The 22,179-nt window shown below is 76.0% G+C and carries 14 protein-coding genes; 10 read left to right on the forward strand and 4 right to left on the reverse strand.

Going from position 1 to position 22,179, the window contains the following annotated elements; all coding sequences use genetic code 11:
* Positions 1-4: 4 nt before the first annotated feature.
* The 3 genes from NX801_RS28785 (at position 5) to NX801_RS28795 (ending at position 8,090) form a co-directional block, all read left to right on the forward strand.
* Complete coding sequence (locus tag NX801_RS28785; protein ID WP_258790883.1) at positions 5-1,531, forward strand: hypothetical protein; 1,527 nt, start codon at positions 5-7, stop codon at positions 1,529-1,531.
* 415 nt (positions 1,532-1,946) lie between these two features.
* Positions 1,947-2,876 carry a hypothetical protein gene (locus tag NX801_RS28790; RefSeq protein WP_428986263.1) on the forward strand — a complete coding sequence of 310 codons (930 nt, stop codon included), beginning with the start codon at positions 1,947-1,949 and terminating at the stop codon, positions 2,874-2,876.
* Positions 2,877-3,158: 282 nt separating this feature from the next.
* Entirely contained in the window at positions 3,159-8,090 is a 4,932-nt protein-coding gene (locus NX801_RS28795; RefSeq protein WP_258790884.1) for a coiled-coil domain-containing protein, read from the forward strand.
* A 76-nt stretch (positions 8,091-8,166) separates the two neighbouring features.
* Here NX801_RS28795 and NX801_RS28800 read toward each other — a convergent pair whose 3' ends face one another.
* A complete protein-coding gene (locus tag NX801_RS28800) occupies positions 8,167-8,547 on the reverse strand; it encodes a hypothetical protein (RefSeq protein WP_258790903.1) in 381 nt (126 codons plus the stop codon).
* Between the two features lie 873 nt (positions 8,548-9,420).
* On the opposite strand from NX801_RS28800, the gene NX801_RS28805 reads away from it, so the two are divergent.
* Genes NX801_RS28805 through NX801_RS28820 form a run of 4 tightly spaced genes read left to right on the forward strand, consistent with a single transcriptional unit; the run spans position 9,421 to position 13,924 of the window.
* On the forward strand, positions 9,421-12,417 hold the full coding sequence (locus NX801_RS28805) for a sensor histidine kinase (protein WP_258790904.1): 2,997 nt from the start codon (positions 9,421-9,423) through the stop codon (positions 12,415-12,417).
* Positions 12,414-12,842: a roadblock/LC7 domain-containing protein gene (locus NX801_RS28810; RefSeq protein ID WP_258790885.1), complete on the forward strand. Its 429-nt coding sequence runs from the start codon at positions 12,414-12,416 to the stop codon at positions 12,840-12,842. Before NX801_RS28805 ends, NX801_RS28810 begins: the two co-directional genes overlap by 4 nt.
* A gap of 10 nt (positions 12,843-12,852) precedes the next feature.
* Positions 12,853-13,275, forward strand: a complete 423-nt coding sequence (locus tag NX801_RS28815; protein WP_258790886.1) for a DUF742 domain-containing protein — start codon at positions 12,853-12,855, stop codon at positions 13,273-13,275.
* A complete protein-coding gene (locus NX801_RS28820) occupies positions 13,256-13,924 on the forward strand; it encodes a GTP-binding protein (protein ID WP_258790887.1) in 669 nt (222 codons plus the stop codon). Before NX801_RS28815 ends, NX801_RS28820 begins: the two co-directional genes overlap by 20 nt.
* An 83-nt stretch (positions 13,925-14,007) precedes the next feature.
* On the opposite strand, the gene NX801_RS28825 is transcribed toward NX801_RS28820, so the two are convergent.
* Entirely contained in the window at positions 14,008-14,991 is a 984-nt protein-coding gene (locus NX801_RS28825) for a M15 family metallopeptidase (RefSeq protein ID WP_258790888.1), read from the reverse strand.
* Positions 14,992-15,070: 79 nt separating this feature from the next.
* On the opposite strand from NX801_RS28825, the gene NX801_RS28830 reads away from it, so the two are divergent.
* Positions 15,071-15,622 carry an NUDIX domain-containing protein gene (locus tag NX801_RS28830; protein ID WP_258790889.1) on the forward strand — a complete coding sequence of 184 codons (552 nt, stop codon included), beginning with the start codon at positions 15,071-15,073 and terminating at the stop codon, positions 15,620-15,622.
* A 65-nt stretch (positions 15,623-15,687) separates the two neighbouring features.
* On the forward strand, positions 15,688-16,935 hold the full coding sequence (locus NX801_RS28835) for an alpha/beta hydrolase family protein (RefSeq protein ID WP_258790890.1): 1,248 nt from the start codon (positions 15,688-15,690) through the stop codon (positions 16,933-16,935).
* A gap of 136 nt (positions 16,936-17,071) precedes the next feature.
* Here NX801_RS28835 and NX801_RS28840 read toward each other — a convergent pair whose 3' ends face one another.
* Both NX801_RS28840 and NX801_RS28845 read right to left on the reverse strand, forming a co-directional pair.
* The gene (locus NX801_RS28840; protein WP_258790891.1) at positions 17,072-17,281 is read right to left on the reverse strand and encodes a hypothetical protein; all 210 of its coding nucleotides are present in this window, start codon (positions 17,279-17,281) and stop codon (positions 17,072-17,074) included.
* 198 nt (positions 17,282-17,479) lie between these two features.
* Positions 17,480-19,882 (reverse strand): glycoside hydrolase family 31 protein, encoded by a 2,403-nt coding sequence (locus NX801_RS28845; RefSeq protein WP_258790892.1) that lies wholly within the window; start codon positions 19,880-19,882, stop codon positions 17,480-17,482.
* A gap of 246 nt (positions 19,883-20,128) precedes the next feature.
* Here NX801_RS28845 and NX801_RS28850 point away from each other — a divergent pair, with 246 nt between their 5' ends.
* Positions 20,129-22,171, forward strand: coding sequence for an acetoacetate--CoA ligase (locus tag NX801_RS28850; RefSeq protein ID WP_258790893.1), 2,043 nt, complete (start codon positions 20,129-20,131; stop codon positions 22,169-22,171).
* The last annotated feature ends 8 nt before the right edge of the window (positions 22,172-22,179 follow it).

The raw sequence follows: 22,179 nt of genomic DNA on the forward strand, positions 1-22,179 counted from the left end.
CACCGTGACTTCGCCTGCCTCGACGGAATTCGTTCCGCCCCAGCTCAGCGCGGGGCCGCGGCCCGCTCAGGGCCCGGCCGCCGACGAGGGGCTGGCGCGGCGGCTGCGCGCGCTCGCCTGCACTGCGCCGCTCCACGACCTGGACGCGCGCAAGGCGAATCTGGCGGGTGAGTACTCGGTCTACGCCATGGCGGAGGTCGCCCTCGCGGCGATCGACCTGGTCACGCTCAACATGGACTTCGACACCGGTGCCGACCACGAGCAGGTGATCGCCCGGCTGCTGCCCCGGGTGGCCGCCCAGGCGCCGGAGCGGCCCGCCGCAGAGCACGAGCGGGTCGCCCGCTGGGTGCTGGAGAACCTGATCAACGTCGGCAGCGTCGACCGCGGCTTCCGCGCCGTCTACGGCACCTTCGGCACCGACGGTGTGTACGTCCGCCGGGACTACGACTTCAAGCTGGTGGAGGAGGTCCCGGGGTACGGCGGCGGGGTCTACCTCCGCACCACCGACGAGGCGGTCAACGTTCTCGTCGGCGCCCTGGACACCGATGTCACCAGCGCGCAGATCGCGGCCGAGGTCAAGCTGGAGGTCCTGATCAGCCGGGGCCGGCTGGCCGACGCCCAGCTCGCCGCCGAGCAGGCGCGCTACCGCACGGTGCAGTACGCCGAGACCCTCCGCAAGACCCTGGAGGCCACCCGGCGCAACGTCCGGGCGGTCGACTGGCTCAGCGCCGTACCGGACATGATCGAGGAGGCGCTCGACCATGTCGCGGACCGCTACCGCCACGAGAACGCGATCCTCACCAACATCCGCAAGGCGCGCGACGAGGCCGAGGGCCAGGAGCACAAGCGCCGCGCCGCCGAGCTGGTGGACATCGTCAAGGACTGCATCCGCCGGCACACCCAGCTCCAGTCCCGGCTGCTGGAGGCCGGTCCGCTCTTCCGCGCCGAGCAGGACCGGCAGGCGTTCGCCCAGCCCGTCAACCACACCGGGCTGGATCTCTACGGCCAGTTGCTCGCCCCGCTGCTACCGCTTCCGGTGGAGCGGGCCGGCCGGGTCACCGACGCCTTCTTCGCCCGGGGCACCGGCCTGCGCACCCCCGGCTCGGTGCGGATGGGCGATCTGGTCGAGCTGCTGCTGACGCCGCCCCAGGAGCGGGAGCACCTGGGCGCCGAGATGCCCGAGCCGGATCTGATCGCCACCCCGGACGACAGTCGGTTCAGCGAGGAACAGCTCGCGAGCGCCCTGGAGTTGCTCAGCCTGGAGTACGACGCTCCACGCCGGCTCTCCGGGCTGCTCGCGGACGCCCGCCGGCGCGATGCCGAACTTCCCTACCTGGTCGCCCTGCTGGCCGTTCACGCGGCCAGCCCCCCGGTCGGCACCGCCTACCGGCAGGGCGAGGAGCGGCTGCTGTTCGCCGTGGACGACGGCACCGAGCTGGACGACCCGGAGTTCGGCGGCGCCGACCTGATCGTCGGTACGGCCCTGCTGGACGCGGCCGGCATGGCGGCGGACCGTACGGACACCGCATGACCACCCGCCCCGCCGCCGGACCCGTCCCCGGCCCCGCGTTCCGCACCACCCTCAGCACCACCTCCAGCACCGCACCCAGCAAGGAGCCCCAGCCGTGAGCGACGACCACGCAGCGCACCCCGACGCGTGGCACGAGCCGGACGCCCCCGCGACGGACGGTCCGGGGGCGGACACCTCCGGCGCGGATACCTCCGGCGCGGACACCTCCGGATCGGCCGCCTCCGGAGCGGAGACGCCGGGGGCGGAGGCATCCGGAGTGGAAGCGCCCGGCGGGTCCCCGGCTCCCGAGCCGTCCGGCGCCGGTCACCCGCACGCGGACACCCCCGGGGCGGCGGAGCCCGGGCCCAGCCCGGCGGACATCCCCGAGCCGTCCGGTACCGGCCACCGCGCGGACGCGGCGTCCCCGGCCTCCCCGGTGGCGCCGGCCGCCCCCGCGCCCCCGGCGTCCCCGGCCTCCCCGGTGGCGCCGGCCGCCCCCGCGCCCCCGGCGGCTCCGGTGTCCTCCCCGGGCGGGGTCACCCCGGCCGACGCGGCCGACGCCGCCCGGCTGGTCGCCTTCGGCCTCCAGCCGAAGCTGATCCCGGCCCGGGACGCCGACTACGCCGACCTGCTGCGCCGGTACCGCGAGGAGCCCGCCTTCGGCCGCCTCGCGGACGCCGTCGCCACCGGGCTCGGGCTGATCGTCCTGGAGGTGTCGCCGCGCGCCGGGATGGCGGTCACCGCGGCCGAGGACTCCGTCTTCGCCGTCCGGATGGGCGACTACGCCCGCCGGGCCTCCACCGACTCCGCCGACCGTTTCCTGCACGGGCTGGCCCATCTCGCCGTCGCCGCCCTGGCGTTCCCCCGCCCCGAGGACCTCGCGGACGACGGGTACATCGGCCGGATCACCGTCAACGGCGTCGACTCCTTCGTCCGCCAGGCGTGCCGCCGGCTGGAGGAGCGCGCCGAGGAGCAGGGCGAGAACACCGACCCGGCCACCGGCGTCCCCGGTCTGGAGGCCGCCTGGCGGGTCTACGCGCGCCGCAGCTCCACCGGGGCCACCAAGGACGCCCGCCGGCTCGCCGGTTCCACCACCGGCATCATCGGCAAGGCCGTCGCCTTCCTCACCGACTCCGGCTTCCTCCAGCGCACCGGGGACGAGTCCGGCGGCTCCTACCGCACCACCGCCCGCTATCAGCTCCAGGTCCGCGACATGGCGGGAAGCGCCGCCATGGCCGAGCTGCTGGAGCTGGGCGTGGTCCCGGTGTCCGACGGCTCCGCCACCCTGCTGCCGCCGCCCGAGGGGGACGACCTGGAGCTCGCCGCCGACGCCGGACTGCCCTTCCACGCCGCACCGACGCCCTAGGCGCCACCGGTGCCGTACCGCCGCCCCCGCCCCGTGCCACCGCCCCTGTCGTACGCACCCCGGCCCCGCCGCCGTACGCCGTGCGAGTCACCGGCCCGGGCACAGGCACCGGTCCGGGCACGGCCACCGGTACGGGCCGGCGCCGCACGCCACCGGCGCCCCGGGGGTCGCCCCACCACCGCCCCGGCGCCCTGAGCGCCACCGTCCACCGCCCGCCGCTCATCCCCAGCACCCGCCGTCCCCCACCGCACAGCACCACCAGACGACTGAGAGTCCGCCGACATGTACGAGCTGTCCCGGGTCCGCCTCTACTCCATCGGGCCCGCCGGCGCGCGCTACGCCGACACCGTGCTGGATCTGCGCGGAGTGGGCGCGCCGGTGCCCCACCCCGCCCCCGCCCAGGCGGAGTTCTTCGAGGAGGAGCCGGTCGGACCGCCCCGCCGCCCCGCCCCGGCGGGCGTGCTCTTCCTGGAGAACGGCGGCGGCAAGTCCGTGCTGCTCAAGCTGATCTTCTCGGTGATGCTGCCCGGTCACCGCAACACCCTGGGCGGCGCCAGCTCCGGGGTGCTGCGCAAGTTCCTGCTCGCGGACGACTGCGGCCATGTCGCGCTGGAGTGGCAGCACACCCTCACCGGCGAGCTGATCGTGGTCGGCAAGGCCAGCGAGTGGCGCGGCCGCCAGGTCTCCAACGACCCGCGCAAGTTCGCCGAGGCGTGGTACTCCTTCCGCCCCGGGCCGGGGCTCAGCCTGGACTCGCTGCCGGTGGCCGAGGCCACCTCGGTCCGGCCGCCCGCCGAGGGCACCTCCGGGGCGCGCGGCCGGCGCCGCACCATGAAGGGATTCCGGGACGCCCTCACCGAGGCGGGCAAGGCGTACCCGCATCTCGACGTCACCTGGGAGGAGATCCACGACCGCTGGAACGAGCACCTCGGAGACCTCGGTCTCGATCCCGAACTCTTCCGCTACCAGCGGGAGATGAACGCCGACGAGGGCGAGGCGGCCGGCCTCTTCGCGGTCAAGAAGGACGCCGACTTCACCGATCTGCTGCTCCGTGCGGTCACCGACACCCGGGACACCGACGGCCTCGCGGACCTGGTCGGCGGCTTCGGCAACAAGCTCGGCCGGCGCGCCGAACTCACCGCCGAGCGCGACTTCACGGCGGGCTCGGTCGACCTGCTCGGCCGGATCGTCACCGCCGCCGACACCCGGGCCCGCGCCCGGGACGTCCACGCGGGCGCCGAGCGCCGCACCCGCGCCCTCGCCCGCCGGCTCTCCGCCCGGGGCGGCGTGGAGCGGGTGCGCGCCGCCGAGCTGGCCCAGCGGGTCACCGCCGCCGCGCACGCCGTCACCCGGGCCGAGGAGGAGCGCGGCCACAGCTCCCTGATCGCCGCCGAACTCGCGTACCGGCACGCCTCGCTGGCCCTCGCCGCCGCCGAGAAGGGCGCCGCCGCTCAGCGCCGCGAGCTGATCGACGCCCGCACCCTGCACTCCGCCTGGCAGGCCGCCGAACTGGTGCTGCGGCACCGCGCCGCCGCCGACCGCTCGGCCCGGGTCGCCGCCGCCATCCGGGAGGCCGAGCGGGACGCCGCTCCCGCGCTCGCCGCCCGTGCCGAGGCCGCCGCCGACCTGGTCCGGGCCCTGAGCGCCGCCGCCGAGGCGGGCGAGCTCCACGCCGACGAGGAGGAGGAGCGGTCCGCCGCCCTCCAGGAGACCGGCGAGGCCGCCCACCGGGATGCCACCGCCGCCGCCACCGACGCCCAGCGCGCCCGCAGCGAGGCCGGTCATCTGCGCCAGCGCCTCGCCGAGGTCGAGCAGGAGACCGCCGAGGCCGTCCGGGCCGGCTGGCTCGACGACTCCGCCCCGGACGCCGACCCGGCCCGCGCCGCGCTCGCCGCCAGCGACGCCGAGAAGTCCACCGTGGCCGCCTGGGAGACCGCCCGGGAGGCCGCCCGCGCCGCCGCCGACCGGGCCAGGGAGGCGGCCGCCGCCGAGTCCCGCGCCGAACTGGGCGCCGCCCGCGCCGCCGACGCCGCGCGGAACGCCCGGCACGCCTACGACGCCGAGCGCCGCGCCGCCGAGTCCATCGCCGCCGACGAGCGGCTGGCCGAGCTGCTCAGCCTGGAGCCCGCGCCCGCCGCCCCGGCCGGCCCCGGTGTCCCCGGGCCCCGCCAGGGCGGGGATCCGGCCGACGCCCCGGGGGCCCGGGCCCGGGCCGGTGAGCCCGCGCCGCCCCACCGGTCGGCCGGCGCCGGGCCGCTCACCGCCGAGGAGTTCGACGGGTGCGCCGACGAGCTGCGCGAACTGCTCGACCGGGGCGTGGCGTCGGCCGAGCGGAAGCTCTTCGAGCTGCGCACCGCCGCCGCCGACGACGCCCGGATCCTCGGCGCGCTCGGCGACGGCGGGCTGCTGCCGCCCGGCCCCGATGTGCTGGCCACCGTGGAATACCTGGGCGAGCAGGGCATCCCGGCGCTGCCCGGCTGGCGCTACCTGGCCCAGGCCGTCGACCCGGCCGACCACGCCGCCGTGCTCGCCGCCCGGCCCGAGCTGGTCGACGGCGTGGTCATCACCGACGCCGTCTCCTACACCCGGGCCCGCGAGGTGCTGGCCGAGGCCGCCCTGCTGCCCCGCTCGGCCGTCGCCGTGGGCACCGCCGCCGCCCTGCTGGCCCCGGTGCCCGGCCCAGGCGCCGGCGCCGAGGGGGCCGGAGGGGATGTCTTCCTGGTGCCGCCGAACCCGGCCATGCACGACGAGGGCGCCGCCGACGAGGAGCGCCAGGCCCTCCGCGCCCGCGCCACCGCCCGGGACGAGGAGATCCGCACCCTGGCCGCCCGGCTGACCGGTGACCGTTCGCTGGCCGCCCGGATCGGCTCCTGGCGTGCCGACTGCCCGCCCGGGATGCTCGCCGAGCTGGCCGCCGCCGCGACGGCCGCCGAGGAGACCGCGACCGCCGCCGAAGCCGCCCTGGCCGAGGCCCGGACCGCCCGCGCCGAGGCCGACGAGGCCGCCGCCGAGACCGCCCGGGTCCGCGACGAGCGCCAGGAGGCCGCCCAGCGCGCCCGCCGCGCCGCCGACGCCCTGGCCGGTCTCGCCCACCGGCTCCGCGAGCGGGCCGGCTGGACGACCCGGCTGCGGGAGCTGGCCGACGAGGCCGCCGAGGCGGAGGAGAAGGCCCAGTCCTGTCTGGAGCGCGCCCGCGCCGCCGACCAGGACCGCCGGGCCGCCCAGCGCGCCGCCGACGACGCCCACCGCACCGCCCGCGCGCTGCGCGCCGAGCGCGCCGAGATCGCCGGCGCCCCGGAGCACCCGGGCGACGAGGGACCGGCCGCCGACGCGCCCCGGGCCGCGCTGCCCGACCTCCGCGAGGCGTACCGGGCCGCCTCCCAGCTGTACGAGAAGGTCGGCGTCGGCGCCGATCTCCGCGCCGAACAGGCCCGCGCCGAGAGCGACGAGAGCGCCGCCCTCGGTGAGCTGGAGCGGCTGACCAACAAGGTGCGCACCCGGGCCGCCCAGCTCCTCGAAGGCACCGACGGCGCCGACGGGCCGTCCCGCCAGGCCGCCGCCGCCCGCGCCGAGTCGCTGGTCCAGCTGCTGGAGACGCGGGCCACCGAGGCGAGCGAGAAGCTGGGCCGGCTGCGCGGCGAGGCCGAGCGGCTCGCCCCCGAGGACGGCGCCGCCCATGTCGAGCTGCCCGAGCAGCGGGTGCCCGCCGACGCCGAGCAGGCCCAGGGCCTGCTGCGTACCGCCACCGGTGAACTGGCCGCCCGCACCGAGGCCCTGGAGGCCGCCCGGACCGGCCATGCCCGGCTCCTCCAGGCGCACCGCGCCGCCGAGGACGCGGCCGGCGGCTTCGACGAGACGGCCGCGCTCCTCCGCGACCTGCTGCGCGAGCCGACCACCGAGCGCCCCGAGGAGGCCGGGGCCCCGGAGGAGCCCGAGCCCTACCCCGGCGACCTTGCCGAGGCCCGGACCGCCGCCGCCGAGGCCCGGCGCTCGCTGCGCGGCTGCTCCGGCGATCTGTCCGCCGCCGACAGCGCCGTACGGGAGGCCTGCGACGTCCTCGTACGGCACGCCAACTCCACCCGCTACGAGCAGGTCCGCACCCCCGCCCGGCAGCAGATCCGCGAACTGCCGGCCTCGGCCCTGCCCGAGCACGCCGCCGCCTGGGCCGACGCCTTCGCACCCCGGCTGCGGGTGCTCACCGACGAGCTGGCCCAGCTGGAGCGCAACCGCGACTCGATCGTGGACCGGCTGCGCGGGCTGGTCGAGTCCGCCCTCGCCACCCTCCGGTCGGCACAGCGGCTCTCCCGGCTGCCCGAGGGACTGGGGGAGTGGTCGGGCCAGGAGTTCCTGCGCATCCGCTTCGAGGAGCCGGACCAGGCGACGCTGGTGGAGCGGCTCGGCGAGGTCATCGACGAGGCGACCAGCGCGGCCGTCCGGAAGAACTCCGATCTCCGCCGGGACGGCATGTCCCTGCTGCTGCGCGGGGTACACGCCGCCCTCCAGCCGAAGGGCATCGCGGTGGAGATCCTCAAGCCGGACGCGGTGCTCCGGGCCGAGCGGGTGCCGGTCGGCCAGATGGGCGATGTCTTCTCCGGCGGCCAGCTGCTCACCGCCGCCATCGCGCTGTACTGCACCATGGCCGCGCTGCGCAGCAACGACCGGGGCCGCGACAAGCACCGCCACGCGGGCACGCTCTTCCTGGACAACCCGATCGGCCGGGCCAACGCCACCTATCTGCTGGAGCTCCAGCGGGCCGTCTCGGACGCCCTCGGTGTCCAGCTGCTCTACACCACGGGCCTCTTCGACACCACGGCTCTGGCGGAGTTCCCGCTGGTCATCCGGTTGCGCAACGACGCCGACCTGCGGGCCGGGCTGAAGTACATCAGCGTGGAGGAGCATCTGCGGCCGGGGCTGCCGCAGCAGCGCACCGAGGGGGAGACGGTGCACGGCGAGATCACCGCCACCCGGATGTTCAAGCGCACCCCGGCCGAACCGGCTCCGCCGGCGAGGTCCCGTCCCCAGCCCCAGCCCCAGCCGCCCGCCTCGGTCGCGGTCCCGGACCCCGGCGCGGCAGCCGGTCCGGTGCCGCCCGTACCGGCGCCGGCCCCCGGTGCGGAGACCGATGCCCCGGCCCCCGGCAGTGGTCCCGACCCGGCCGCCGGTGACTCCGCCGCCGGTGGCGGGGCCCCCGGCCACCCGGCCGCCGACGGCTGACCCGCCCGGCGGCCGCGCGGGACGGCACCCGGTCGGCTCCGGGGGCGGCAGCCGACCGGTCGGGGCCGGCCGGGCTTCAGGCCCGGGAGAGCCGGCGGCCCACCCGGCGCCGCCGTATCCGGGCCGCCTCCCGCGCGGCCGCCCGGGCCAGCCGGCGGGCCCGGCGCCGCTCCCGCCGCAGCCGCCGGGCCGTACTGCTGGGCTCCGACACCACGCCGTACCGCTGCATCCACACCTGCCGGGTGACCCAGACGTCCAGCACCGCCCAGGTCGCCACCACGGTGCAGGCCACACCGCTCAGCACCATGGGGAAGGCGAGCCAGACCTCCGCGAGGACGCAGAAGAAGGCGACCATCGCCTGAATGAGCGTCACGGACGCGATCAGTACGGCCCGCACCGCCGCCGTACGCACCGGGTCCGGCAGCCTGCGCCGCCCGACCGGCTCCTCCACCCACAGCTCCCGCCGGGTGGTACGGGTCTCCGCGCCGTCCCGGTGCCGTCCGGCTCCGTGGACCCCGCCCGGGTGGCCACCCGGGCCGTCGGTGCCCCGCCCGCCGTACGACTGCCCGGGGGACGACGGCCGGTGGTGCGGCTGTCCGCCGTACGCCTGCTCGCGGTCCGGCTGCCCGGCGTACGGGCTCCCGGGGTACGGCCGCTCGCGGTCCGGCTGCCCGGCGCCGGTCAGCCGTGCGCCGTACCTCTCACCCCCGTACGGCTCCGGGGCCGCCGGCCGGCCTCTGCCCGGGGCCCCGCCGGTCCGGGCCCGGCCGTCGCGCGGCCCGCCGTGCCGCTCGGGCCGCCCGTACCGCCGGTGCGGCCCGTCGTGACCCTCGTACTGTTCGTACAGCCCCTCGTACCACCCGTATCGCTCGTATCCCTCGCGTCCCTCGTACCGGTCGCGTCCCTCGTACCGCGCGCGGTACCCGTCCGTCTCCGACCTCGCCGACCTGTCCATCGAACCGCCACTCCCCACGACTGACCGTCTTCTGGTGGCTGCCCCTTGCGCGCCGCTTTACGCCGCCCGTCCGGCGAGTCCCCTCCCCGCAGCCCCCTTGTGCATGACGCCGGAACCCGGGCCGGGGATTCCCCAGGGCGAGAATCCGGCCAACCGAAGACGGTCGAAAAGTGACGCCTCGTCGGCAGAGCTCCGACGGGCGCCTGGTTGTCAACTCCTCGGATACCAGGACAAGTCCTGGTGAGAGCGACAGGCATCGGCCGAAAAAGGCCCGGACGTGCCTTCGAGTTGTCGCCCGTGCGGTAGTAGGCTCACGCCGTTTGTTGGTGAGTTCATGTGACCATCGGCGCCGGGCGGAGCGAGCTGGGGGAGGCCATGCGCTTTCGCGGAAAGTCGATCCGCAGGAAGATCGTGGCCCTGCTGCTCGTGCCGCTGCTCTCGCTCACCGGGCTCTGGGGGTTCGCCACCCTGCTGACCGGGCGCGAGGCCCGGCAACTGCTGGATGTCGGCCAGGTGCTGGAGCGGGTGGGCTATCCGGTCGAGCAGGCCGTCCGCGTCATGCAGAAGGAACGCCGGCAGTCCCTGGTGTATCTGGCCGATCCCCGCGCCTCGGAGGCCCTGTCGGCGCTGCAGCGTGAGCGCGCCGCCACCGACCGGGCCCTCGACGTGATCCGGGAGAGCGCCCGGGACCCCGGGGTGGCCGACGCCATGACGCCCCGGGTGGCCCGCCGGCTGGACGCGCTCGTCGGGACACTGGACGGGCTGGAGACCCTGCGCCGCTCGGTGGAGGCCCGGTCCGTCGGCCGCAGCCAGGCCCTGGAGTACTACAACGACCTGGTCGATCCCTGCTACGCCTTCCTGATGGCACTCCACGCGGTGGAGAACGTCGAGATGGACAAGCAGGCGCGCGCCCTGGTGGGCCTGGTCCGGGCCCGCGAGATGCTCGCCCAGGAGGACGCCCTGGTGGTCTCCTCCCTGCTCACCGGCCGGTTCACGGCCCAGGACACCCGCTCGCTCACCGATCTGGTGGCCAAGCGGCAGGTGCTCTACGAGACCAACCTCGAACTGCTGCCGACCGTCGAACACGACACCTTCGGCACCTACTGGAGCGGCCCCGGCACCGAACCGCTGCGGGTCACCGAGAACGCGCTCATCGCCGCCGGCCCCACCGACGACCCCGGGACCGGTGCCGAGCGGTGGCGCGAACTGGCCGATCCGGTGCTGGACCGGCTCGCGGTGGAGACCGACGAGGCCGCCGCCCGCTTCGAGGAGCGGGTCGCCCCCATCGCCCGGAGCGTGCTGCTCAGGGCCGGGATCGCCGGAGTGCTCGGCTTCGCCGCCCTGGTGGCCTCCCTGGTCGTCTCCGTACGCGTCGGCCGCGGGCTGGTCCGCGATCTGCGCCGGCTGCGCAAGGAGGCGCAGGAGGTCTCCGGGGTACGGCTGCCGAGCGTGATGCGCCGGCTCGCGGCGGGCGAGCACGTCGACATCGAGACCGAGGTCCCGCGGCTGGAGTACGAGCGGGACGAGATCGGCCAGGTCGGCCAGGCGCTCAACACCCTCCAGCGCGCGGCCGTCGAGGCGGCCGTCCGCCAGGCCGACCTGCGGCGCGGTGTCTCCGAGGTGTTCGTCAACCTGGCCCGCCGCAACCAGGTGCTGCTGCACCGTCAGCTCACCCTGCTGGACACCATGGAGCGGCGCACCGAGGACGCCGGGGAACTGGCCGACCTCTTCCGGCTGGACCATATGACGACTCGGATGCGCCGGCACGCCGAGGGCCTGGTGATCCTCTCCGGGGCCGCCCCTTCCCGCCAGTGGCGCCGCCCGGTCCAGCTGATGGACGTGGTGCGCGCGGCGGTCGCGGAAGTCGAGGACTACGAGCGGATCGAGGTGCGCCGGCTGCCCCGGATCGGGGTCGGCGGCCCGGCCGTCGCCGACCTCACCCATCTCGTCGCCGAACTGCTGGAGAACGCCACGGTGTTCTCGCCCCCGCACACCACGGTCCATGTGCACGGGGAGCGGGTGGCCAACGGCTTCACCCTGGAGCTGGACGACCGGGGGCTCGGCATGCCGCCGGACGCCCTGCTCGACGCCAACCTCCGGCTCGCCGAGACCCCCGAGTTCGAGCTGTCCGACACCGACCGGCTCGGCCTCTTCGTGGTCAGCCGCCTCGCCCAGCGGCAGAACGTCCGGGTCTCCCTCCAGCCCTCCCCGTACGGCGGGATCACCGCGGTCGTGTTCATCCCGGCCGCGCTGCTCACCGACCCGCCCGAGACCCAGGGCAGCGGCTTCCGGCTGGACCGGGCCACGGCCCCGCCGGCGGGCGAGCGGCGGAGCCCGGTCCGCGCCGGTGGCCCCCGGCGACCGTCCCGGCCCGGCGGCCCGGCGGACCCGGAGGCGTACCGGCCGGGCGCGGAGGAGCCGTACGCCGACGCTGACACCGACGACGCGTTCGCCACCCGCCGCGCCGGGGCGGGGCAGCACCAGCAGGCCGCCGAGCCGTCCGACCCGGGGGCCGGGCAGCGGCTGCCCCGCCGCCACCCCCCGACCCTGGTCGCCGAGTACGGGCAGCGGGTGTACGAGCGCGGCCGTGCCCACCCGTCCCCCGGCCGCCCGATCGGCCCGCCCGCCCATGGTGCGGAGGACCTGGCCGTTCCCGGCTCCGGTGGTCCCGAGGGCCCGGCCGCTCCGGGTGCTCCCGGTCCCGTGGGCCCGGTCGCTCCGGGTGTCGGTGGCCCCCCGGCTCCGGCCGCTTCCGGTGCCGGTGGCTCCCCTGGTCCGGCCGCTCCCGGCACTCCTGGTCCCGAGGCCCCGGCCGCTTCCGCCGCGGAACCCGGTCCGGGCCGCCCCGGTCTTCCCGCCGCGCCGGGTGCCCCGGCCACCGGGGCCGCGTGGCCCGAACTGCCCGCGCCCCGCGCCATACCACCCGTACGCCCCGAGCTGCCCGCCCCGGGGCCCGTACCGCCCGGAGCCGTACCCCCCGGCCGTCCCGCTCCGGCGCCGGGCCGGTCCACGCCGGGGGACCCGGAGCTCGGCGGCCTGCCCCGCCGGGTGCGCCAGGCCAGCCTGATCCCGCAGCTCCGGGAGCTGCCCGCCCCGCCCGAGCCCGTGTCCCCCGGGGTGGCGGGCACCGGGCCGGCCGACCCGGACGGCGGGGCCGAACGGGACGCGGACGAGGTACGCCGGCGGATGGCGGCCATGCAGCGCGGCTGGCAGCGCGGCCGGCGGCAGAACGAGGCCCCCGAAGCCGTACCGGACGGGCACACCCACGGGCACGCGCACGCATCCACTCAGACCCCACCGCACACGGACACCGCATCCGGCGGCCGTGGCGGGACAGCACCAGGAACGACACCGGGAGGGAACGGTCGATGACCGCACCGAACGCCGCAGCCGCCAACGCGACCGGCGAGCTCAACTGGCTTCTCGACGAACTGGTCGAGCGGGTCGGCTCGATCCGGAAGGCCCTGGTGCTCTCCGGCGACGGGCTGGCCACCGGCGCCTCCCGGGACCTCGGCCGGGAGGACAGCGAGCACCTGGCGGCCGTCGCCTCCGGGTTCCACAGCCTCGCCAAGGGCGTGGGCCGGCACTTCGACGCGGGCCGGGTCCGCCAGACGGTGGTGGAGCTGGACGAGGCGTTCCTCTTCGTGACCGCCGCGGGTGACGGCAGCTGCCTCGCCGTGCTGGCGGACGCCGACTCCGACATGGGCCTGGTGGCGTACGAGATGACGCTGATGGTCAAGCGGGTGGGCGTCCACCTCGGCACCGCGCCCCGGACCGGGCTGCACACCGGAGGGTGAGTGCGAGGCGATGAGTGACGCGGGCCGACAGGGGCGGCCGGGGGAGCGGGGCCCGGGCGGTGACCACTGGTTCGACGACGACGCCGGGCCGGTCGTCCGGCCGTACGCGATGACCCGCGGCCGGACGAGTACCGCCACCCGCCAGCGGCTGGACCTGATCGCCCTGGTGGTGCCCGAACCGGCCGCCGCCGATCCGGGCCGCGATCAGACGCTCTCTCCCGAGCATGTGGAGATCGTCCAGCGCTGCGGGGACTTCCCCCGGTCGATCGCCGATCTCGCCGCCGGACTGGACCTGCCCGTCGGAGTGGTACGGGTCCTCGTCGGCGATCTCGTCGAGGACGCCCTGGTCCATGTGACCCGCCCCGTTCCCCCGGCCGAACTGCCGGACGTCAGCATTCTGCGTGAGGTGATCAATGGTCTACGGGCGCTCTAGCTCCGGCGACCCCGACCGGCCCGGCGACCCCGATCGCTCCGGCGGACTCCCCGGTCCGGCGCGCGCCCGGCGGCCGGCCGATCCGGTGGCGCTCAAGCTCCTGGTGGCGGGCGGCTTCGGGGTCGGCAAGACCACCCTGGTCGGCGCGGTCAGCGAGATCCGGCCGCTGCGCACCGAGGAGGACCTCAGCGAGGCCGGCCGGCCGCTGGACGACCTGCGCGGCGTCGAGGCCAAGTCCACCACCACGGTCGCCATGGACTTCGGCCGGATCACGCTCCGGGACGAGCTGGTGCTCTATCTCTTCGGCACCCCCGGTCAGGACCGGTTCTGGTTCCTCTGGGACGAGCTGGCGCAGGGCGCGCTGGGTGCCGTGGTACTGGCCGACACCCGCCGGCTGGCGGAGTGCTTCGCCGCCGTCGACTACTTCGAGCGGCGCGGCATCCCCTTCCTGGTGGCCGTCAACTGCTTCGACGGCGCCGAGCGCTTCCCGGCCGCCACGGTCCGGGCGGCGCTCGACCTGGACGACCGGGTGCCGCTGCTGATGTGCGACGCCCGCGAACGGGAGTCGGTCAAAGAGGTGCTGGCGACCGTGGTGGAGCACGCCCTCGCCCTCACCACCCGGGACCGCGCCCCGGCAGTCCGGGGCTGATCCGGGGGCACCCGTACGCCCGCCCCTGGGGCACCCATCCGACCCCGGAGCGGTCCCCCGCCGCCGGGAACCGCCCCCGGCCCTCAGTCGCCGGCCACCGACCGCCGCGCGACCGGAAAGTCGAAGTACCGGTCCGGGAAGGACTCCGGCCGGTAGGTGAAGTGCCACCACTCCTCCGGCAGGTTGACGAACCCCTGGGCCTCCAGCGCCGCCCGCAGCCGGTCCCGGTTGGCGCGCCGGGCGCCGCGCACCCGGGGGTCGTCGGTGTGGGCCAGCGTGTCGAAGCAGTCGAAACCGGTACCCATGTCCAGGGAGTTGTCCGGAAACCGCTCCTCCCGGCCCGCGTAGCAGGGGACCAGCCGCTCGCCCGGCACATAGGGGCGGGCCGGCCGGGCGGGCAGCCGTACCAGGGTGACATCGACGGTCGACCCCCGGCTGTGGCCCGACCTCTCCGCGATGTACCCGTCCTCGAAGAGCCGCTCCTTGCCGACCCGGGGGTAGAACTCGCGCTTCATCCGCTGGTCGGCGGGGTCCTTCGCCCACCGGACGAAGTGATCGACGGCCCGCTGCGGGCGATAGCAGTCGTACACCTTCAGCGAGTACCCCTGCCGCAGCAGCCGGGCCTGCGCCCGGTGCAGCGCCGCCGCTGCCGACCGGGTCAGCAGGCAGACGGGTTCCCGATACCCGGTCACCGGCACGCCCAGGAAGGTGTGCGGGGTGGCATAGCGCATCTCCTGGCGGATCGTGGGATCCACCGAGCGCAGCGTGGTGAACTCCGGGGGCGCCACCGGCTCCACCGCGGTGTGCGCCGGGGCCGCGGTGCGCGAGGCGCCCCCGGAGACACCCGACAGGGGGACGAGTACGACGGCGATCGCGACCGCCGTCCCGGCCGTACGGCTCCGGCGCGACCGCCGGGCGCCGGGCGCGGCCGGGGACCGGGCGTCCGAGCGGGTGCCGGAACGGGCGTGGGAGCGCGCGCCGGAACGGGGGCAGAAACGGGCTCGGGGATGCGCGCCGGAGCGGGAACCGGCGGACCGGGCGGCGCGGAGGGCGGCGAAAGGTCTCATCACCCCCGTCTACCAGCCGGTCACCCCGCCCGTACAGCCCAACCCGCCCACCGCCGGGGCCAGTCGGTACAGTCCGACCGTGACCCACATCCCGCCGCTGCCCGCCTCCCCGTGGTCCCACTGCCCGCACTGCGGTGCCCGGTACGCCTCCGGGGCGGACTGGCCGCGCACCTGCCCGGGGTGCGGCACCGTCGCCTACCGCAATCCGCTGCCGGTCGCCGTCGCCCTGCTGCCGGTCACCGACGCCGGGGGAACCGGACTGGTCGTCATCACCCGCACCATCGAGCCGCACTCCGGCGGGGTCGCGCTGCCCGGCGGGTTCATCGACCACGCCGAGGACTGGCGGGACGCGGTGGTACGCGAACTCCGCGAGGAGACCGGTATCGAGGCGGCGGCCCAGGAGGTCCGGCTGGCCGACGCCCTGAGCTCCCCCGGCGGACATCTGCTGCTCTTCGGACTGCTTCCCGCGCGTCCGGCCGCCGGTCTGCCGCCCTCCCGGCCCACCGCCGAGACCTCCGGCCACCATCTGCTGCGCGCCCCGGCCACCCTGGTGTTCCCGCTGCACACGACGGCGGTGGGCAAGTGGTTCGCGGGCGACTACGACGACGGGAACCGGCCACCGTCGGCCTGACGGCGGCCACCGGGGACGGCCGAAAGCCGATGCACAGGTGTCCCACAGGCACGTAGCGTCGCGGCATGAAGCGATCGATCAACCGAGCCCGGAGACAACTCACCGGTCTCGCGCTGGCCTTGGCCCTCGCGGGCGTCGCCGCGCCCGCCGCGCACGCCGCACCCGTGACGCCCGCCGTCCCGGTGGCCGTCTCCCCGGCGGCCGGCGGTCACCCGGACGGCTCGGCCGGGGGGAGCCGTACCGAGACGCCCGCGACCCGGCTGACCCTGCCCCGCCCCACCGGGCCGCACGCTGTGGGCCGGTCGGTGTTCCCACTGGCGGACCACGGGCGCCCCGACCCCTGGGTGCCGGCCTCCGGGGACCGTCGGCTGATGGTGACCATGGACTACCCGGCGCTCCCGGGCCCCGGCCCCCGCGCCCGGTACGCCGAGCCCGAGGAGGCCCGGCTGCTGGCGAAGGGCCAGAGTCCGTCACCGGGCGAGAACGTCATACGGGCGCTGAGCGAGGCCCGGGTGCACGCCCGGACGGAGGCCGTGCCGCTGCCGGGCCGCCATCCGCTGGTGGTGCTGTCGCCGGGCTTCGGCATGGCCCGGTTCACCCTGACCACGCTCGCCGAGGACCTGGCGAGCCGGGGATACGTGGTCGCGCTGGTCGACCACGCCTATGAGTCCACCGGCACCCTCTTCCCGGACGGCACGGTCACCACCTGTGCCGCCTGCGAGGCGGCGGACACCCCGGAGGAACTGCGCCGGGTGACGACCGGACGCGGGCAGGACGTCTCCTTCCTGCTGGACTCCCTGCTGGGCGACCGCCCGGCCTGGCGCCACGCCGGAATGATCGACGCCCGGCACATCGGGATGGCCGGCCACTCCATCGGCGGGGCCGCCGCCGTCTCCGCCATGGCCGGCGACGACCGGATCCGCGCCGGCGTCAACATGGACGGCACCTTCCAGGACCCGGTCCCGGCCGGCGGCCTCGACGGACGGCCGTTCATGCTGCTCGGCGCCGACAAGCACCACCGCCCGGCGACCCTGGACCCGAGCTGGGACGCCGCCTGGTCTCGGCTGGACGGCTGGAAGCGCTGGGTGACCGTGCGCGGCGCCGGTCATCTCTGGTTCTCCGACGCGCCGGTCCTGGTGGAGCAGTTGGGGCTGCCGCCCGAGGAGGGCGCCGAGCTGGGCGCCGACCGGACGGTCGCCCTGGTCCGCTCGTACATGGCGGCCTTCTTCGACCGCCACCTGCGCCACCGCGCGGCACCCCTGCTCGACGGCCCGACGCCGGAGAACCCCGAGGTGGTCTTCCACCGACCCTGACCGGCCGGACCCCGGAGGGCACCCGCCCGGCCGGCGCGTCTGCCGACCGGACGGGGGCGACCACCCCGCCGGCCGGTCGACCACCGGCCGGCGGGTCCACCGGCCGGGGCCGGTGCGACCACCGGCCGGCGGGCGACTACCAGTCGGTGAGCGACCGGAGCGCGGCCTCGTCCGCGCTCCGGTCGCGCTGCTCCGCCCCACCGGCGCCGGTGTTGCCGTACGACTGGCTTGAGTAGTTGCCGTTCTGCGTGTGCACCTGGCGGTCGCCGTCGGCGGCGGCCAGGGGAGCGGCGGCGCCGAGGACGGCGGCGGCGAGACCGGCGGTGGCCAGCACCTTTGTGATCATGGTTCTTCCCTCTCGTGACGCGCCCTCACCGGGGCACGGAGCGCAGGTCGGCTCCCGAAGGCTCCTGGAGCCGAAGGCGGAGACCCGGCGAACGCACGACTGCCGGGAACCCGCCGTGACCAACGCGCGGACCGGGACGGACGTATGCCCCATTCACCCGTTCGCGCGCCGCCGCTCCTGCCCGCCGCCTGCCACCGCTCAGTGGCCGGGCGCGTGTCCCCGCACCCGTATGCCCTCCGACACCGTCACCGCCCCCTCCTCGGTCACCCGCTCCACCCGCACCGCTCCGTCCACCCACCGGCTGCGGTACTGCTCCACCCGGGGCGGCGCCCAGCCGTCTCCCGGGTCCCGGACCACCAGACCGCCGCCCGACCGGTCGGGGGCCGGGGCCCAGACCTCCAGCACGCTCTCCCCGCCCCCCTGTCCCCCCTGTCCTCCCTCTTCGCCTGGTGCGTTCCGCACCGGCACCACCGCGCCGGCCCGGGCCAGTACCGGGACCCGGGAGAGCGGCGCGTCCAGCAGCACCTGGCCCGGACCCTGGTACGCCCGGCCGGTCGCGGTGTCGTACCAGCGCCCGCGCGGCAGCCGGACCGCCCGCCGGTCCGCGCCCCGGTCCAGCACCGGGGCGACCAGGAACGCGTCCCCCAGCAGGAACGCGTCCTCGCAGTCGCGCAGCGTCCGGTCCTCCGGCGCGCCCCACCACAGCGGACGGACATACGGCGCCCCGCTCAGCCCGGACAGGTGCGCCAGGGTGACGAAGTAGGGCCGCAGCCGCTCCCGTTCGGTCAGGGCCGCCCGGGCGTGGGCCAGCACCTCGGGACCGAACTCCCACGGCTCGCGGCGCCCGGCGTCCAGGGCCGAGTGGGTCCGGAACAGCGGCAGCCACGCCCCCAGCTGGAACCAGCGCAGGAACAGCTCGGGACTCGGCGACCCGTCGAACCCGCCCACGTCCGGGCCCGAATAGGGCACCCCGCACAGCCCGAGCCCCAGCACCAGCGAGAGCGAGGCGCGCAGCCCCGGCCACCCGGTCGACACATCGCCGGACCAGGTGCCCCCGTACCGCTGGAGCCCCGCCCAGCCGGAGCGGCTGAACAGGAACGGCCGCTCGTCCGGACGCAGCCGCCGCAGTGCCTCGTGACCGGCCCGGGCCATGGCCAGCCCGTAGACGTTGTGCGCCTCCCGGTGGTCGCCGCCCCGGCCCTCCAGGGCGTGCCGGGCCGAGCGGGGGAGCGTCGGGTCCCCGAACGGCGCGAAGGAGACCGGCTCGTTCATGTCGTGCCAGATCCCCGAGAAGCCCTGGGCGAGCCGCTCCGCGTAGTGCCCGCCCCACCACTCCCGTACCGCGGGGTCCGTGAAGTCCGGGTAGACGCAGTCGCCCGGCCACACCACACCCCGCACCTCCGCGCCGTGCGCGTCCCGCACGAAGGCCCCCGCCGGCCCGATCTTCCGCCCGCTCTCGTACACCGCCTCGCCCGGCTCCGCCGCCACCCCGGGGTCGACGATCGACACCAGCCGCACCCCCTCGGCCCGCAGCTCCCGCGCCAGCCCCGGCAGATCGGGGAAGCGGCGGCGGTCCACGGTGAACACCCGGTGCCGGTCGTAGTGGTCGATGTCCAGATGCAGGACCGAGAGCGGCAGCCGGTGCTCCCGGTAGCCGGCCATCACCCGCCGCACCTCCCGCTCGCTGCCGAACCCCCACCGCGCGTGCTGCGGGCCCAGCGCCCAGGAGGGCGGCACGGCGGGCGCCCCGGTGAGCGCCGTCCAGCCGCGCAGCACCCGGGCCGGGGTGCCGATCACCACCCAGCACCGCAGCGGGCCGCCGGTCATCCGCAGCTCGCTGCCGCCGGGCAGGTCGTGCCCGGAACCACCGCCCTCCACACCCTCCCGCAGCGTCACCCGGCCGTCCCAGGAGTTGTCGTGGAAGGCCAGATGCGTGCCCGCGTCGGAGACCACGAACTGCACCGGCATGGTGAGGTACAGCGGGTCGTCCGCCGGCCCGAAGTGCCCGCCTGGGTCGGTGTTCCACAGCCGGTAGGTCCCGCCGCGCAGCCGGGGCCCGGAGGCCCGCCCGCCCAGCCCGAAGAACCGGGCGTCGGCCGGCACCTCGGACCGCTGCGACCAGCGGGCGGGACCGCCGCCGACCGGGTCCCACCAGCGCGGCGGCAGCTCCCGGCGCAGCACTGCCCCGCCGGGCGTACGCAGCTCCACCGCGCCCTCCCGGGAGACCGCCACCGTCACCCGCTCGGCCACCACCCGCCAGCCGCCGTTGGTGTCCGGTTCCAGCACCGCCCGGGGGTCCGGCTCGGGTGGCTTCCCGGCCAGCGCGTACGAGGGGGTGGGCGCCGCTCCGTCCCAGCCCCAGAACACCGTCCCGCCGCCCGACACCTGGATCCGCAGCGAGGAGCGGGCGAACCGCACCTCGCCCCCGCCCGGCAACGGCCCGGCGCCGATCACGTCGCCCGGCACCCGGGCCCGCTCCGGCCCCCGGGGCGGCAGTCCCCGCGCGTCCGTACGCCGTACCCGCCAGGCCGACCGCAGCGCCCGCAGTCCCGTCGCCGTCGACAGCAGCCGCGCCGTCCGCACCAGTTCACGCCCGTCCATGGCGCCCACCCTGCCAGCCGGGCGGCCGGACGGGGGCTCCGTTCAGCCGCCGTTCACCCGCCGCGCGGGCAGATGTTCAACCGGCCGCGCCCGGCAGGCCCGCTCTGGTCAGGGGCGCGATCACATGGCATCGTCCCTGTCAGCCGCGCCGCGCACACGCCGTCCGTGCGCGCGACTCATCCCTACCCACAGCCACCACAGCGCCATCCGACCCGCCTACGCCCGTGCAGCCAGGGAGCCGTTCCAATGACGTCAGCGACGACCGCGCACTCCGGACAGCCCGAACCGTCCGGATCCTCCGGAGCCGTACCGGCCGAACCGCTCTGGCAGCCCGGCCCGGAGCGGATCGCCTCGGCGGCCGTCACCCGCTTCCAGGCGTGGGCGGCCGAGCACCACGGGGCCCCGGCCGGTGGCGGCTACCCGGCCCTGCACCGCTGGTCGGTCGATCACCTCGACACCTTCTGGGCGGCGTTCACCGAGTGGGCCGGCATCCGCTTCGCCATGCCCTACCGGCAGGTGCTCGGCGACCGCTCGATGCCGGGCGCCGAGTGGTTCCCCGGCGCCACCCTCAACTACGCCGAGCACGCCCTGCGCGCCGCCGCCGACCGCCCGGACGAGCCCGCCCTGCTGTACACCGACGAGGTCCACGACGACCTCGAACCACTCACCTGGGGCGAGCTGTACCGCCAGGTGGGCTCCCTCGCCGCCTGCCTCCGCGCCCTCAAGGTACGCCCCGGCGACCGGGTCAGCGGCTATCTGCCGAACATCCCCCAGGCCGTCGTCGCCCTGCTCGCGAGCGCCGCCGTCGGAGCGGTCTGGACCTCCTGTTCCCCCGACTTCGGCGCCCGGAGCGTGCTCGACCGCTTCCAGCAGGTGGAACCGGTCGTCCTCTTCACCGTCGACGGCTACCGCTACGGCGGGAAGGAACACGACCGCCGCGAGACGGTGGCCGAGCTGGTCCGCGAGCTGCCGACCGTCCGCGCCGTGGTCCACATCCCGGTGCTGGGCACCCCACGCCCCTCAAGTGCGCTCGCCTGGTCCGCCCTGACCGCCGGCGACTCCGAGCCCGTCTTCGAACAGGTTCCCTTCGACCACCCCCTCTGGGTGCTGTACTCCTCGGGCACCACCGGGCTGCCCAAGGCCATCGTCCAGTCGCAGGGCGGCATCCTGCTGGAGCACACCAAGCAGCTGGCGCTCCACTGCGACCTCGGTCCGGGGGACCGCTTCTTCTGGTACACCTCCACCGGCTGGATGATGTGGAACTTCCTGGTCTCCGGTCTGCTGACCGGGACCACCGTGGTCCTCTACGACGGCAGCCCGGGCCACCCCGACACGGGCGCCCAGTGGCGGGTGGCCGAGCGCGCCGGCGCCACTCTCTTCGGCACCTCCGCCGCCTATGTGATGGCTTGCCGCAAGGCCGGTGTGCACCCCTCCCGTGACTACGACCTCTCCCGGGTCCGCTGCGTGGCCACCACCGGCTCGCCGCTGCCCCCGGACGGCTTCCGCTGGCTCCACGACGAGGTGGCCGACGACCTCTGGATCGCCTCCGTCAGCGGCGGCACCGACGTCTGCAGCTGCTTCGCCGGAGCCGTACCGACGCTCCCGGTGTACGTGGGTGAACTCCAGGCCCCTTGTCTGGGCACCGACCTCCAGGCGTGGGACCCGGACGGCAAGCCGGTCACCGACGAGGTGGGGGAGCTGGTCGTCACCAACCCCATGCCTTCCATGCCCGTCCGCTTCTGGAACGACCCGGACGGCAGCCGCTACCGCGACAGCTACTTCGACACCTACCCCGGCGTCTGGCGGCACGGGGACTGGATCACCCTCACCGGTCACGGCTCCGTGATCATCCATGGCCGCTCGGACTCCACCCTCAACCGGCAGGGCGTACGGATGGGCAGCGCCGACATCTACGAGGCCGTCGAGCGCCTCCCGGAGATCCGCGAGTCCCTGGTGATCGGCGTGGAGGAGGCGAACGGCGGCTACTGGATGCCGCTCTTCGTCCACCTCGCCGAGGGCGCCGTCCTCGACGACGAGCTGACCGACCGCATCAAGCGGACCATCCGCTCCCAGCTCTCGCCCCGCCATGTCCCGGACGAGATCATCGCGGTCCCCGGAGTGCCGCACACCCTCACCGGCAAGCGGATCGAGGTCCCGGTCAAGCGGCTGCTCCAGGGCACCGAGCTGACCAAGGCGGTCAACCCGGGCTCCGTCGACAACCTCGGCCTGCTCTCCTTTTACCAGGAGCTCGGCCGGACTCGCGCCGAACGGCTCCGCCAGGAGGGCTGACCCGGGCC

The sequence above is a fragment of the Streptomyces pyxinae genome, from assembly GCF_024756275.1.
GTDB lineage: Bacteria > Actinomycetota > Actinomycetes > Streptomycetales > Streptomycetaceae > Streptomyces > Streptomyces pyxinae.